Source organism: Paenibacillus sp. FSL R7-0163 (assembly GCF_037969975.1).
GTDB lineage: Bacteria > Bacillota > Bacilli > Paenibacillales > Paenibacillaceae > Paenibacillus_AQ > Paenibacillus_AQ odorifer.
Map to the genome: position 1 here is coordinate 5,593,309 of NZ_CP150224.1, position 13,267 is coordinate 5,606,575.

At 47.1% G+C, this 13,267-nt stretch carries 16 protein-coding genes; 4 read left to right on the forward strand and 12 right to left on the reverse strand.

What is annotated here, in order from left to right; all coding sequences use genetic code 11:
* From NST45_RS24545 to NST45_RS24555, 3 genes are all read right to left on the reverse strand, one after another.
* Positions 1-930: an ABC transporter ATP-binding protein gene (locus NST45_RS24545; RefSeq protein ID WP_076146862.1), complete on the reverse strand. Its 930-nt coding sequence runs from the start codon at positions 928-930 to the stop codon at positions 1-3.
* Between the two features lie 19 nt (positions 931-949).
* Positions 950-1,345: a GntR family transcriptional regulator gene (locus tag NST45_RS24550; RefSeq protein WP_036676688.1), complete on the reverse strand. Its 396-nt coding sequence runs from the start codon at positions 1,343-1,345 to the stop codon at positions 950-952.
* Positions 1,346-1,406: 61 nt separating this feature from the next.
* The gene (locus NST45_RS24555) at positions 1,407-2,135 is read right to left on the reverse strand and encodes a hypothetical protein (protein WP_051490929.1); all 729 of its coding nucleotides are present in this window, start codon (positions 2,133-2,135) and stop codon (positions 1,407-1,409) included.
* 516 nt (positions 2,136-2,651) lie between these two features.
* Here NST45_RS24555 and NST45_RS24560 point away from each other — a divergent pair.
* The gene (locus NST45_RS24560; RefSeq protein WP_179087090.1) at positions 2,652-2,819 is read left to right on the forward strand and encodes a hypothetical protein; all 168 of its coding nucleotides are present in this window, start codon (positions 2,652-2,654) and stop codon (positions 2,817-2,819) included.
* Between the two features lie 352 nt (positions 2,820-3,171).
* Here NST45_RS24560 and NST45_RS24565 read toward each other — a convergent pair whose 3' ends face one another.
* The 7 genes from NST45_RS24565 to NST45_RS24595 form a co-directional block, all read right to left on the reverse strand.
* Complete coding sequence (locus tag NST45_RS24565) at positions 3,172-3,636, reverse strand: DUF420 domain-containing protein (RefSeq protein ID WP_036682502.1); 465 nt, start codon at positions 3,634-3,636, stop codon at positions 3,172-3,174.
* A gap of 26 nt (positions 3,637-3,662) precedes the next feature.
* A complete protein-coding gene (gene ctaG / locus NST45_RS24570) occupies positions 3,663-4,583 on the reverse strand; it encodes a cytochrome c oxidase assembly factor CtaG (protein WP_036682504.1) in 921 nt (306 codons plus the stop codon).
* An 85-nt stretch (positions 4,584-4,668) separates the two neighbouring features.
* Positions 4,669-4,995 (reverse strand): cytochrome C oxidase subunit IV family protein, encoded by a 327-nt coding sequence (locus tag NST45_RS24575; protein WP_036682505.1) that lies wholly within the window; start codon positions 4,993-4,995, stop codon positions 4,669-4,671.
* 5 nt (positions 4,996-5,000) lie between these two features.
* Positions 5,001-5,627 (reverse strand): cytochrome (ubi)quinol oxidase subunit III, encoded by a 627-nt coding sequence (locus NST45_RS24580; RefSeq protein WP_036682507.1) that lies wholly within the window; start codon positions 5,625-5,627, stop codon positions 5,001-5,003.
* Positions 5,624-7,471 (reverse strand): cytochrome c oxidase subunit I, encoded by a 1,848-nt coding sequence (ctaD, locus tag NST45_RS24585; RefSeq protein WP_051491246.1) that lies wholly within the window; start codon positions 7,469-7,471, stop codon positions 5,624-5,626. The genes NST45_RS24580 and ctaD overlap by 4 nt, the downstream gene beginning before the upstream one ends.
* A gap of 126 nt (positions 7,472-7,597) precedes the next feature.
* Positions 7,598-8,644, reverse strand: coding sequence for a cytochrome c oxidase subunit II (gene coxB, locus NST45_RS24590; RefSeq protein WP_036682508.1), 1,047 nt, complete (start codon positions 8,642-8,644; stop codon positions 7,598-7,600).
* A gap of 403 nt (positions 8,645-9,047) precedes the next feature.
* Positions 9,048-9,236 (reverse strand): hypothetical protein, encoded by a 189-nt coding sequence (locus tag NST45_RS24595; RefSeq protein WP_019913840.1) that lies wholly within the window; start codon positions 9,234-9,236, stop codon positions 9,048-9,050.
* Positions 9,237-9,706: 470 nt separating this feature from the next.
* Between NST45_RS24595 and NST45_RS24600 the strand changes: the two genes are divergently transcribed.
* The 3 genes from NST45_RS24600 (at position 9,707) to NST45_RS24610 (ending at position 12,195) form a co-directional block, all read left to right on the forward strand.
* Positions 9,707-10,696: a serine hydrolase gene (locus NST45_RS24600; RefSeq protein WP_076215293.1), complete on the forward strand. Its 990-nt coding sequence runs from the start codon at positions 9,707-9,709 to the stop codon at positions 10,694-10,696.
* A gap of 93 nt (positions 10,697-10,789) precedes the next feature.
* Complete coding sequence (locus tag NST45_RS24605) at positions 10,790-11,128, forward strand: membrane protein (RefSeq protein WP_036682511.1); 339 nt, start codon at positions 10,790-10,792, stop codon at positions 11,126-11,128.
* Positions 11,129-11,238: 110 nt separating this feature from the next.
* Positions 11,239-12,195 carry a diacylglycerol kinase family protein gene (locus NST45_RS24610; RefSeq protein WP_051491243.1) on the forward strand — a complete coding sequence of 319 codons (957 nt, stop codon included), beginning with the start codon at positions 11,239-11,241 and terminating at the stop codon, positions 12,193-12,195.
* Between the two features lie 113 nt (positions 12,196-12,308).
* Here the strand turns inward: NST45_RS24610 and NST45_RS24615 are convergent, their stop codons facing one another.
* Both NST45_RS24615 and NST45_RS24620 read right to left on the reverse strand, forming a co-directional pair.
* On the reverse strand, positions 12,309-12,902 hold the full coding sequence (locus tag NST45_RS24615; RefSeq protein ID WP_036682513.1) for a xanthine phosphoribosyltransferase: 594 nt from the start codon (positions 12,900-12,902) through the stop codon (positions 12,309-12,311).
* 42 nt (positions 12,903-12,944) lie between these two features.
* The gene (locus NST45_RS24620; RefSeq protein ID WP_036682514.1) at positions 12,945-13,247 is read right to left on the reverse strand and encodes a hypothetical protein; all 303 of its coding nucleotides are present in this window, start codon (positions 13,245-13,247) and stop codon (positions 12,945-12,947) included.
* Positions 13,248-13,267: the final 20 nt, after the last annotated feature.

Here is a 13,267-nt window from a genome sequence, read left to right on the forward strand (position 1 = left end):
CTAGTCCCCTCTCTTGTGGTCAATTAGAATAGGACGATGACCCTGTGTCCATAAACTTAATATTTCGTCCAGTTCCAAACTGCGGCTCTTGATAACCTTTACGCCCAAGTTATGAATGCGTTTCTCGTTTTCAGAAAATTGTTCTATGATAAAAGAAGCTACACCCGGTGTATCCATTGTAAAGTGCAAGCCTCCTGGCAACTCAGCCGATAACTCCGCAAGCTCCTCTTCATCCGCAGCATTCACCCAAACCTCGGTCCAAGCACCGAACAGACTGTCTTTTTCAGCCATGCCCAGCAGTTCTCCCCGATGCATAAGGACGATATAATCCGCCAGCCGCCGCACCTCATCCACAATGTGTGTGGAGATGATGATCGTTGCGTTGTTCTCATCCATATATTTACGAAGTGTCTCGATCATAATCTTCCAGGCAAAAGGATCAAGACCTGATGAAGGTTCATCCAATAGCAGCAGACTTGGCCGCGCCGCAAGTGCTGCAGCAATTTCGAATTTCCGGCGCTCCCCTTTAGACATCTTCGAAAGTCTCATATGATACGGAACCTCCAAGCGATCCATCAGCTCCTGAAAATATTGATCGTCCCAATTTGGATACCAATACTTCCGAAATCGAGCTGCCTCCTCTGCATTCCAGTGGTTCTCCTCAGTAATTGACGTTTCAGGAACATAGGCAATGGTCTGGCGAAGCTCCAGAGACAACCCGCTATCATACCTGTTCTCGAACCAATATATCTCGCCTTCCTCTGGATTAGTCAGCTGCATCAGCAGATTCAGCAGTGTGCTTTTGCCGGAACCATTCTGACCTACCAAAGCTGTAATATATCCTTTAGGCATATTCAGGGTCAGCGGCCCTATCGTCTTGTTTCGCCGCCGTTTAAGTACATTCCGCAATTCTATAGCCATCTGTGCCATATGAGTAAGCGCCCCCCTCTCAATCCTTTTCTCTATACTTGCGTTCTACAATCTCCATAAAAATCTGTTCAAGTTCATCCTTGCTGCAATGTACCGATCGGCCGATATCCACTGCACTTTCAAGTGCTTTGCCAACCGTTTCCCGTTTATATTCTTCCATTGCTCCGTCACCTACATGGGATACAAAGGTACCTGTTCCTTGTCGCGTTCGCAGCAAACCTTCGTTCTCCAGATCCTGATATACCCGCCGCACGGTAATTACACTGCATTTCAGATCTCCTGCGAACTCACGAATTGAGGGCAGCAGCGTACCTTCTGTAATGACTCCGCTAATGATTAATGATCTAAGCTGAGTCTCTATTTGATGATAGAGGGGCTCTGCACTATTTTCGTTGATTTGTACCGGTATCCACATTATTTACACCTCGCCTTCCACTCTAGCGTGCTAGAGCGCAGTCCTTGCCATTTCCGATTTTTTATACGAGATTGCGACTTTTCAGCCGATGTATAGTCCATTTAGAGAATAATTGCACAGATATTGTCCCCAGCAGAAGTGACCCCCACATGATCGGAGATAACAACCCCCACTCCTTGGAATAGGAGATACTGTATAAGAACAAACTGCCTCCGCCCAGTGTAACTAGGAACGATGTTGCCCACGATAAAACTACGATAAGCAATGTTAGCCATAGATAAGCTTTGCCGCTAAAAAGATATTCAATAAAAATATATAGACCCGAGACCATGAATCCGAAGCCGAGCCAAGTAATCGCAAAAGCTATATACGAAGGAACCGCCAGTTCTGTCCGGAAATTCTCTCCTAACAAGTAAATAATACCGAAGAATAACGTACCATTTAGTGTAAAGGAGCCCACACCCTGAAGTTTCCTCCGCGATAATATTACTGCAGCTGGAATCGGTAAAGTCCGTAAGTAAACCAACATTTTTGTGTAAGAGTCTTCACTCCAATATTTCATGGAGCGGCGAGAGAATGTTAATCCCAATAAGGGGATAAAGGAGAGAAATAAGAAATCCGCTAGCATCGTCCGATCCTGCTCACCTAGTACATCATTTGCTATCAGGCTAGTCAGTCCACCAAGATAACTCATAAAAACAACTGTTATTACGAGGGTCCCTAATATTTTTAATTTGTCTCCGCGAAAATCAGAGCGCAACATAAACCATGAATCTTTTAATGTTCTCATCAATGCTAACCTCGCTTTACAATGTCTTCAGCGTCTAGCAGAAGCAGGTGTTCATATCCCTGTGCTTACTGTATATATCTATATACACAGTATATGACCTTGGTTTTTTATTGTCAATCCTGTAACTGGAAATTATTCAAAAGAAATAGGAGGTTTGGGCAACCTCATACTTCAAGCTTATGAAGACACTCTCAGACGTTAGGTAACGCTTATTAATTGAGATTAACTACAATGAGGGGGAATTGAGGCAGAATGCTACGGGGCGAATGTAACTGGGATAATTGAGTTTATTAGATAATTCATTTCAGGAAATGAAGTAGTAAGAGCTCACTCTCTGCTTCTATGCAACGTGTTGGTGTGATGTGCGTTGAAGGAGGCGGGTGGTGAGTATCGGGGCGGATAGTGGTTCAGGTTCGGGTTCGAGTGAGGGTGGGGTTTCGGATGTGGGATGCTAGTTCGGGGGTATGATGCGGGCGCGGCGGATGGTCCGGTTTCGAGGGTGGGGTGCTGGTTCGGATGCTGGTGCAATTTCAGATGCGGGGTGCTGATTCGGCTGCTGACTGGTTCAGGTTTCAGGTGTGGGATACCGTTTCGGCTGCTAGTGCAGTTTCAGGTGTGGGATATGGGCGACTGCCGGACGGAATAGCAACATTAGGGAAAAACTCCCTAAAATCAGCCAAATAGAGCTTAGATTACGAGTTTTTAGGGAATTCCTCCCTAAAAATTCAGCTATTACTCTGTTATTGGGTTAATTCCATTCAATTTTAGGGAGGATTTCCCTAATTATGGCCTTTTTTAGCTAATTTCGTTCATTTTCAGGGAGGTTTTCCCTGATTGCGTCTTTTTCGAGCTAGCTTCGTTCAATTTCAGGACAGATCCCCGAAACTCCAAAAATGAAAATAAGCCCATTACCCGCAATCCCTACTCAGGAACAGACAGATATATAGGCTTATTTCATAACCATTTACGGTTCTACTCTCTAATACTCTTCATTCGCTCAACGCACTAAACTCTGTGCTCTATTCAAGCACTTATTTTACGCACCCAAAATAACTTCCCACACCGGCTTGGTGTGTCCACCTGGATACAAAACATACAACAGCACGTACACCATAACGCCTGTAATCGCTGTGATAAACCAAATTATCGATGTCACTCTGCCCCACTTACGGTGCTTGGAATACTTCGCCTTGAAACCAAGAGTTAACGTAGTAAGTCCGAATACCGCAGCTACGGTTGCCAGGACGATATGGAAGATCAGAAACACTTGATAAATCGTCTTCAGTTCATCCGGACCGCCCCATGAGGTATTCCCCACAAACAACGTTCTCGATACGTAAACAATAAAAAACAGCAGCGCAGCGATAGCGGCAGCAATCATCGTTTTCTTATGCGCCTCGCGTTTGCCCTTGATAATGAGCCACCAACCTATAGCCACCAGCACCGCGCTGAGCACGATGAATGACGTACTAATAGTCGGGAACACTGTGAAAATATCCATGATTCTCCCCCTCGGCAGTCTACCAGTTATGCACGGTTCAAGTTGCTCTCCTGAAGTGTTGAGGATGGCGTCGACAATTCATCGTCGTCTTGTCCGTTCTCTTTTTTATACCAATGATAGAACACATAAGCAAGCATAGAGGCAAAAATAAATTCCTGAATGAACTTCATCGCGATGCCTCCCACCTGTTGATCCACCTTCGGCGACATCACTTCAAAGAATGCAGGACCTCCAAAATTCTGAAGTAAAACAGAGGGGTCACCCGAGATACAATAGCCCATAGCACGCGCCCAAGTCTCTGGATCACTGTAAGTGGCGTAGAGCGGATGATCGGCAAATATAATCAGCCCGCAAGCTGGCGTCAGCAATACCATGTTCAGAAAAATAAACCCAATCTTCCCAAGCCCACTCGCCATACGATGTTCCGGCAGCGGATTAATCAGTGTCCACCACATTAAAGCAGAGGTCAGGAACAAAACAATGTAATAAATACGATGAACAGTAAAATGCAGCATCACATAATCATGAATAACAGGAATATGGTACAAGGAAAAAAGTCCGTTAAACAATAGAGCAGCTACTACCGGATGAGCTAAAAAAGATAACCGCCGAAGCGGATTCACCTTTAGTATCCTGCGCCAGATAAAATCTGGAATTCCAAGCATAATCAGCGGCACCGCTACCAGGTAAGACAAGGCCATACTGACCATGTGGAAGGAAAACATCATATGCCCTAAGAGGCTAATGGGTCCTCCTTGTGCCAGATAAAGGGCAAGCATCCCACAGACAAATAACGCTCTACGCCAAAATGGCACCGTAACTGAATCGGCATAACGCCCAGCAATCGGACCAATCCACACAAAATAACCTGCTGTCAGCAGCAGCATTACCGCTAGAAAAAGCGGACTCCATAGTTCAGCAAAGCTAAAGTATTCTAATCCCAGCATAATCCCAACCTCCTAGCGCAGGAATTCTTATATCTAAACATCAAAAAGAGGGGGCATCGCAGCCCACCTCTTTCATTATTGTCCGTTAGTTCCACCAAACCCAATACAGCGACATAACAATACAGGTCCCAGCGATAAAGAAGCCGCCCAGCATGAAGAGAATCGGCAGAAGATGCCCTTTATCTTTTAGGTGCATCCAGAAGCCCATCTGTACAATCACCTGAAGAACAGCCATTACCAGCAGCAAAATAATCGCAAAGGTTGCATTTACTCCCCCAGCCGCAACAGCGGCGAAAGCAATCAATGTTAAGACAATGGAGAAAATAAAGACAACAATATGTTTCTGTGGTCCTTCATGCCGATGACGTTGCTTATACCCGCCGCTATCTGGCATATGCTGATCCGTCGTCATAGTGCCTAGCCCACCTTTCCGAGTAGGTATACAACCGTAAAGATGAAGACCCATACCACATCGATAAAATGCCAGTACATGGCTGACACATACACTTTTGGTGCAGTAATTACCGTTAACCCCTTGCGGGCGAGCTGCCCGATCAAGATGGAGATCCAAGCGATCCCGAAGGCTACGTGCGCACCATGAAATCCTACCAGTGTGTAGAATGCCGAGCTGAATGCACTTGTGGTCATTCCGAATTCTTCGTGTCTTACATATTGAGTAAACTCATAGATCTCCAAAACCAGGAAACCTAAACCTAAGACTACAGTCACTAAAAGCCAATTCCGTAGCAGTGCCGGCCGATTTCTGTGCATCGCTTGAATAGCGAATACACTCGTCAGACTGCTTACCAGCAGGATGAATGTTGCAGCGGCTACAAGCGGCAGGTGAAACAGTTCATTCGCCGAAGGCCCCTCATTCGTCTGATTACGCAGTGCGAGGAAAGTAGCGAACAACGTGCCGAACAATACCGCTTCGCCGCCTAGAAACAACCAAAAGGCAAGAACCTTGTTGCGTCCTTCGAGCGTAGCTTTTTCCGGCTCGTGCGGAAAGGTATCCTTAGAAGCTTCTGCATGTGCCGTTGTCATGTCCGCTCACTTCCTTCCAGCTCTTCAGGTTCAATATGCCATCCGTGATCATCATACAGCGAACGCATCAGCATGGATCCAAATGTAATAATAAGACCGATGGCTGTAACGATATAATTATTAAACAGGAAGCTCATAAAAGCATTGCCGAATTCATCACGGCTAAACATAAAGCCAAGCCCAGCGATAAAAATTCCGATAGACATCGTAAACGGTAAAATCGTTGCCGACGGCATATGAATTGAGCCCACCGGCTCTGCTGGTGTCATGCCTTTATTCCCTGCTACTTTTTCTTTCCAGAAGGCATCAATCCCCCGAATAAGAGGTGTTTGCTTGAAGTTATATTCTGGCGGCGGTGAAGGAATGGTCCATTCCAATGTACGTCCATCCTCCCACGGATCATTGCTTGCATCCGCTGGTTTTCTGGAAGTCAGGAAGATGTTCACCAAGAAAATAATCATACCGACACCCATAAGTCCTGCACCGATGGTACTGACTAGATTCAGGAAATCAAATTGCTGATTAGGTAAATAAGTAAATACGCGGCGCTGCATCCCCATAAGCCCAAGGAAATGCTGTACAAAGAAGGTCAGATGGAATCCGATGATAAACGTCCAGAAAGTCCACTTGCCCAGCTTCTCACTCAGCATCCGTCCGAACATCTTCGGCCACCAGTAGTGCAGACCTGCGAACAGGCCAAGCACCAAGCCACCAACAATAACATAGTGGAAATGCGCTACGACAAAATACGTATCATGGAACTGAAAGTCAGCAGGTGCGGACGCCAGCATCACTCCAGTTACTCCCCCCATAGTGAAGGTAGGAATAAATCCAACAGCGAACAGGTTAGGGGTTGTGAAACGTACTTGCCCGCCCCACATCGTGAACAACCAGTTAAAAATTTTAATCCCGGTAGGAACCGCAATTAACATCGTTGATACGGAGAACAACGCGTTAGCTACAGGTCCAAGTCCAGTTGTGAACATGTGGTGAGCCCAGACCATGAAGCCTAAAAAGGCGATCAAGATGGTTGCAAACACCATGGAGCTATATCCGAACAGTCTTTTACGCGAAAAGGTTGGGATGACCTCGGAAATAATCCCGAAGGCAGGCAGAATGAGAATGTAAACTTCCGGATGACCAAATATCCAGAAGATATGCTGCCATAGCACTGGACTTCCTCCGGCTCCAACTTCGAAGAAATTGGCTCCGAGAATCCGGTCGAATGTCAACAGTACTAAACCTACTGTTATTGCTGGAAAAGCAAACAAAATAATGGCGGAAGTGATAAATGTGGTCCAGGCGAACATCGGCATCCGCATATAGGTCATTCCCGGTGCACGCATCGTAATGATCGTGGCTAGAAAGTTAATCCCCCCGATGAGGGTCCCTAATCCGGCAATTTGTAAGCCGATCGTATAGAAGTCTACACCGTGTGTAGTGCTGTATGTACTCGTAGATAGTGGGGTGTAGGCGGTCCACCCGGCGTCAGGAGCGCCACCCATAACCCAGCTAAGATTCAGTAGAATCCCGCCGAACAGGAAGGTCCAGAAACCAAGTGCATTTAGAAAAGGAAAGGCTACGTCACGTGCACCGATCTGTAGCGGAATGACGGCATTCATGAGTGCGAAGATGACTGGCATGACGCCGAGGAAGATCATCGTCGTACCATGCATGGTTATGAGTTCATTAAACGTTTGTGCATCCAAAAAGTTATTCATCGGCTTGATGAGCTGCCAGCGAATCAGAAGCGCTTCAATTCCCCCGATGCCAAAAAATAATCCTCCGGCCCATAGGTACAAAATCGCGATTTTTTTGTGATCGACGGTTGTTAGCCAATCCATAAGTCCTGTATGGCGCTTCACACTGTGGCCGTGCCCCAGAGGCTTGGATGAATTCAAGGTATGCGCTGCTTGAGCCAAAGTTCGTCCCCCCTTTTCGAAAGTTCCGCCCGCCTTTAGGCTAAGGCATTAGTCCAGCTTATAGTTGGCCAGATACTCTGCAATGCCATCAATCTCAGCATCACTCAGGCCCAGATCTTTGGGGTTAGGCATCAGATTGCCTGGTTTTACGGATTGCGGGTCGTGCAGCCAGGTTTTGAGATTCTCTTCAATCGGCGCACCATCTTCCCTCGTGTCGTCGTTGAGCAGAATTCCAGCAATCGACTCCCGAGAACTAATTCCGGTCAAGTTCGGCGCATTATTAATCCCTTGATCGCCTACAGCGTGGCAAGTCAGACATGCCGCTTTGAACTTCTCAGCTAAAGCAGGATCCTCCGGCAGCACAGCGACAGGCGCTTTCATCGAATCAATCCACTTCTGAAATTCCTGTTCACTAACTGATTTCACCTTAAATTCCATCAATCCATGAGAAGGCCCACATAGCTCCGCACATTTCCCACGGTAAACGCCTTCATTAGGCGCACTAAAGCTAAAGCGGTTAATCGTTCCAGCTGGGTTGGTATCGATTTTACCGGAAAGAGAAGGGACCCAGAAGGAGTGCAGCACATCTTTAGTTTCCAGTTCAAAGGCGATATCTTTGCCCACCGGAATAATCAGATCCTGTGCTGTAGTTACCTTATAATCGGTATACTCAAACTCCCACCAGTATTGGTGGCCGGTTACTTTAACCTTGATCGCATTCTTGTCATTGGAATGATCATCTCCAGCGGCAAACACTGCTTTCACCGTTGGCACGGCCAGTACTACAACAAGGATAAGCGGAATAACTGTCCAGAGAATCTCAAGTTTAATGCTGCCCTCAACCTGCTCAGGGATTTCATTCTGACCCGGTCTTCTGCGGAAGCGGATCAGTACATAAGCTGCAATCGTAAAGACAATCAGCAGCACCACGATCATAATGCTGATCGACAGCTCCATTAATCCGTAAGATCTGTCTGCTGCAGGTCCCTGTGGTCTGAGTACTGACAAGTCCTCACGACCGCACCCGGCAAGAAAGAGTCCAAACATAGCGGTCATGGGAAGGAGTCGCTTTACAGCCTGCCACGTTTTCATCATTGATCTACCCCGCTTTTCCCGATTTCGTAGATTCCTGTTTTTTTCTGTCAATTATAACAATCACTATTAATATAAGTTTAAGGGAAAGTTTTGTCAATCGTTCACAACTAGTTCACATTGTAATTTTCGACACAATAAACCCTTGTCCCATCTGGATTTGATGGCATTTTATGAAAACGCAAACAAATAAAAAATAATAAAGAAAGCGCATACACTTTAAAATGTGTCTATTAATTCATTTGACTATTCTATGAGGAAGACTTTTCCTTATTCGTAAATGGGCATACAAAAAAAACCGATTCCAGCAACAAAAGTTGCTCGGGCACGGTTTATAAGAATCCTCGTGGATGTTATTACTCAAAATGATGTCTAAAGTTAAGCAAGTGACAAACGTATCTGTTAGCTAGGAGACGGATGAATTCATCCGTACCAACTCGTGTTCCACGACCATGGTCAGTTCCTCTTCATAGCCTCCTGTAATCCGATACTTTCGGACGTACTCCTTTACGAATTTCTTGGGATCTTTGGGCCGGAAAATGCGTGTCATTTCCCGTAGACTTTCCTTGACTTCGTTATGACCTTTACTTGCCATGATCAGTTCCCTCCCAAAACATTGAAAATGAATGCTCCGTTGTAGAGAATGCATGATGAAAAGTACGCCGTAACCTCGAATGCAAGTGAAGTATCCATTACACATACGTGGCTTGCACTATCCGTCAAAACGTGGAATCTAAAGCTATGACTAGCCTTTGAAACACCGCCTTGCCGGTGAAGCAGGTTCGTCGTGATTTGGGCTGAGAGTAAGGACGCCTGATGAACGATAGCTCCTTGACACTTTTATTACCCGAAGAGCCACTTACTGAATCACTCCTTTCGGGCCTTATCGTTATATTGTATCATATTCCGGATTAACTTCCACCTTTCCTTGTAAAATGTACTATTTGGAAAATATTATTTTTTTACAACTCTCTTCGTAAGTCATATGTCTCCAAACTGGTTAAAATACAATAACCAATACAGCAAGTGAAACTGCATTTATCAACAAATGAGAAGGAGATCGTTATGGCCCAGCCTGTAATTCCCGTAATGACTACCGCAACGCCAGAGGACACAGCTACACGCCGGGAGGGTCTTGAACAAGCCCATCAAGCTATCCTAAAAGAATATCCCAAGATGCATAGCATACTTATTGTGCGCCATGGCAACCTTATCTTCGAACGTTATTATAACGACCATCATGCTGGAGCATTAAATGATCTCCGTTCTGCTACCAAAAGTTTTGTCAGTGTCCTTACGGGAATCGCTATCGACCGTGGCGAGATGCCTGATCTCCATATTTCTGTATCTGAGGTACTTCACAAGCATATTCCATACCTTCACTCCCCACATCTCTCAAAAATCACACTCCGTCATCTTCTTACCATGACTTCCGGCTTTAGCTGGATCACAGGGAAGAAGCTCGGTGAACCTCTCGTCCGGAACCTCCATCGCAGCCGCCGCTGGGGTTCCTTTGGCCTTAGCTTGAACATTATTCCAGAACATGTCGGCCAGTTCCAATATCGAAGCATCGACTCACATCTAATCTCGATGATGATTAGTGAATCTACAGGTCTTGATGCATTTTCCTATGCAGCACAGCATTTATTTACTCCACTCCGAATGGCTAATACCGCTTGGTTACCTAGTCCCGAAGGACATAGCATGGGCCATATCGGCTTGTACTTAACCTCTCGGGATATGGCTAAATTCGGAATTTGCCTGCTGAATAATGGAGTGTTTGCAGAGCAGCAAATCATCCCAGAGCATTGGTTGCAGGATGCACTTACCGCTCAAACTAAGGGATATCCAGCGTTTGGTGATTACGGATATCAGTTTTGGATCGGTACGATGAGCGGGCAGCCCTACAAGCTCGCCCACGGGCATGGCGGGCAGCAGATTCTGCTCTTCCCCAATCTGGATGCTGTAGTGGTCTTTACAGCAGAGAGCAAGACAAACAACTGGAAGAACCCTCGCAGGCTGCTTGAAAAGTATGTTCTCCCTTCAATGAGCTAAACATACTTTTTCCTGACAAGTCATAGGCTTGTAAGGAAGAAGGATTCGAACAATCAAGCCCCTTCTTCTCCAAGCAGAAGGAGAGTGAGCCCATTGTCCCCTTTTAAATCATCCACCGGATTGCCCGATAATATAGCGGGCGCGTTGTGTTACTTTTTCCCTTTTCTCGGCGGCGTCGTCTTTCTCGCATTGGAGAAACGCAGCCGTTTTGTGCTGTTCCATTCGCTGCAATCACTGATTACCTTCGGGGTGCTGATGATCCTCCACGTACTAACCGGATTGGTCCCATTCCTCGGTCCCTTGATGAGTGCCCTCGTCTCTCTTTGCAGCTTTGGGGTGTGGCTGTTAATGATCTACCATGCCTTAAGTGGCAGGTGGTATAAACTCCCTTGGGCAGGTGATATCGCAGAAAGTCAGATTCGCCATCTGTAATCCCCCAAAAGGCAGCCCCTCTGATCGCTGAAAAGTATTCCCTTTTGCCCATCCACTCCTTACAATGTAGAAAGGGCATCAATGGAATTCTACAGGCTGGAGGAAATCATATGTATCTATTTATCATAAACCCGCGTTCCGGCGGGGGAGCAGGCGGCCGGACCTGGCATACTGTAGAGGCGCTCATGAAGGAGCGTTCGCTGCCTTTCATGTCCTTGTTTACGCACAGCGTAGAGGGTGCAGAAGCCCTTGTTTTAAATACACTAAAGCATCGCGAGGATTGGAAAGCCGTGATTGTAATCGGTGGTGACGGCACGCTCCATAGCATTTTGGGTGCACTTTGCGGCAGAGATATCCCCATGGGCGTGATTCCTGCCGGCTCCGGCAACGACACCGCCCGGGGGTTTGGCATTCCACTTTCAATAGAAGCCGCGCTGGAGGCTGCCCTTAGCGAGCGGTATATCGAAGCAGACCTGCTTTCAGGAGCAAACGGACTGACCGTAACAGCCGTTGCCAATGGCTTTGATGCTCAAGTGGCCGAGAATGTGAATGCCAGCCGTTACAAACGGCTGTGCAATGCCATTGGAGCAGGCCAGCTGGCGTATATCATCGGCATATTGCATACGCTGATGACGTTCAAGCCCTGCCGGGTAAGCGTAGTCTGCGACGGTACGGAGCACGCCTTCGAGAAGGCATGGCTGGTCTCGATCTGCAACCTGCCCAGCTACGGCGGCGGGCTTTTGATCTGCCCGCAGGCAAAGGCCGATGACGGCCAGCTCGACGTCTGCGTCGTGCACGGGTGCAGCCGCGGGCAGCTGCTGCGGCTGTTCCCTACGGTACTGAAGGGCAAGCATGTGGCGTTGCCCTTCGTGTCTATGCTGCGCGGACGTAGCGTAGCCGTAGGCTTTGCCGAGGCCCGGCCTGCGATCGGCGACGGCGAGAGCCTCGGCAAAGGGCCGCTGGCCGTTCGCTGCGAGCCGGGGGCGCTGCGGGTGCTCTCGCCGCTGGCGGCGGACAGCGTACAGCTGCCCGTCGACACTGCAGCGGCATGCGGCAGCAACGGGTAACCTGACCCGTGCACACCATACACACAAAAAACAGCAAGCGACTGGTTCATTACCAGTTCGCTTGCTGTTTTGTATATCCTATAGCTTTTGTTTGAGCATTCATTCCTAAAGCCTCAAACAAGATGCTCTTCCTCGTCTTCCACGAAAGTGACTCTTCCGTCCTCCAGTGAAGCAATACGCACAAGTGATTCTACGCGATATCCCGCTTCCTGCAGCAGCCGATTCCCTGGCTGGAACGCTTTTTCGATCACAATGCCAATTCCAACCACACTTCCGCCCGCCTGCTCAACAATACGGGCAAGTCCGAAGGCGGCTTCACCATTCGCCAAGAAATCATCAACAATCAGCACCCGTTCTCCGGGAGCAATGAATTTCTTCGAAACGGTAATTTCATTCGTTTCTTTCTTCGTGAAGGAGTATACCTTCTCCACGTAAATGTCTTCTGTCAGCGTCAGCGATTTCTGCTTACGGGCAAAAATCAACGGAACCTCCAGCTCTAATGCTGTCATAATCCCCGGAGCGATTCCCGAGGATTCTATAGTCAGCACCTTCGTAATTTCTTCGCCAGCGAACCGGCGGATAAACTCACGGCCAACCTCGCGCATCAGGAAGGGGTCCATCTGATGATTCAGAAAAGAATCCACCTTGAGCACTCCTTGCCCGAGTACAATACCTTCTTTCAATACCTTTTGTCTCAACAGCTCCATAGTGCTCCTCCTTCTCCCATCATTAAATCCATTCTCCCCACATTACAGGCCTGTCGGCTTCTGAGGCAATAAATTTCCAACGATCGATTTTAAATTATGATCATCCTTGCTCTTTTCCTGACCGTTATCATAACCCGTAATTCGAATCTCCAAGAAATCTCCCGGATTTACCGGTTTAAAAATCAATTTTTCGCGGTCTTCCAGTCTCACGTTAAAATTCATATCCTTAAACATTTCGACTAATTCTGCTTCTCCAGGAGATGCTCCCTTATCCAGAAACAACAGTCCACGCAATTTCTTAGGACCATCACTGTGCACCACTTCAAAATGAACGATACATTCCATGCTTCTCACCTCCCTATGAT

Coding starts and splice junctions, on each gene's coding strand:
- NST45_RS24545 (WP_076146862.1), bottom strand. CDS start 930: ATGGCACAGATGGCTATAGAATTGCGGAATGTACTTAAACGGCGGCGA.
- NST45_RS24550 (WP_036676688.1), bottom strand. CDS start 1,345: ATGTGGATACCGGTACAAATCAACGAAAATAGTGCAGAGCCCCTCTAT.
- NST45_RS24555 (WP_051490929.1), bottom strand. CDS start 2,135: ATGAGAACATTAAAAGATTCATGGTTTATGTTGCGCTCTGATTTTCGC.
- NST45_RS24560 (WP_179087090.1), top strand. CDS start 2,652: ATGCTGGTGCAATTTCAGATGCGGGGTGCTGATTCGGCTGCTGACTGG.
- NST45_RS24565 (WP_036682502.1), bottom strand. CDS start 3,636: ATGGATATTTTCACAGTGTTCCCGACTATTAGTACGTCATTCATCGTG.
- ctaG (WP_036682504.1), bottom strand. CDS start 4,583: ATGCTGGGATTAGAATACTTTAGCTTTGCTGAACTATGGAGTCCGCTT.
- NST45_RS24575 (WP_036682505.1), bottom strand. CDS start 4,995: ATGACGACGGATCAGCATATGCCAGATAGCGGCGGGTATAAGCAACGT.
- NST45_RS24580 (WP_036682507.1), bottom strand. CDS start 5,627: ATGACAACGGCACATGCAGAAGCTTCTAAGGATACCTTTCCGCACGAG.
- ctaD (WP_051491246.1), bottom strand. CDS start 7,471: ATGGATTGGCTAACAACCGTCGATCACAAAAAAATCGCGATTTTGTAC.
- coxB (WP_036682508.1), bottom strand. CDS start 8,644: ATGATGAAAACGTGGCAGGCTGTAAAGCGACTCCTTCCCATGACCGCT.
- NST45_RS24595 (WP_019913840.1), bottom strand. CDS start 9,236: ATGGCAAGTAAAGGTCATAACGAAGTCAAGGAAAGTCTACGGGAAATG.
- NST45_RS24600 (WP_076215293.1), top strand. CDS start 9,707: ATGGCCCAGCCTGTAATTCCCGTAATGACTACCGCAACGCCAGAGGAC.
- NST45_RS24610 (WP_051491243.1), top strand. CDS start 11,239: ATGTATCTATTTATCATAAACCCGCGTTCCGGCGGGGGAGCAGGCGGC.
- NST45_RS24615 (WP_036682513.1), bottom strand. CDS start 12,902: ATGGAGCTGTTGAGACAAAAGGTATTGAAAGAAGGTATTGTACTCGGG.
- NST45_RS24620 (WP_036682514.1), bottom strand. CDS start 13,247: ATGGAATGTATCGTTCATTTTGAAGTGGTGCACAGTGATGGTCCTAAG.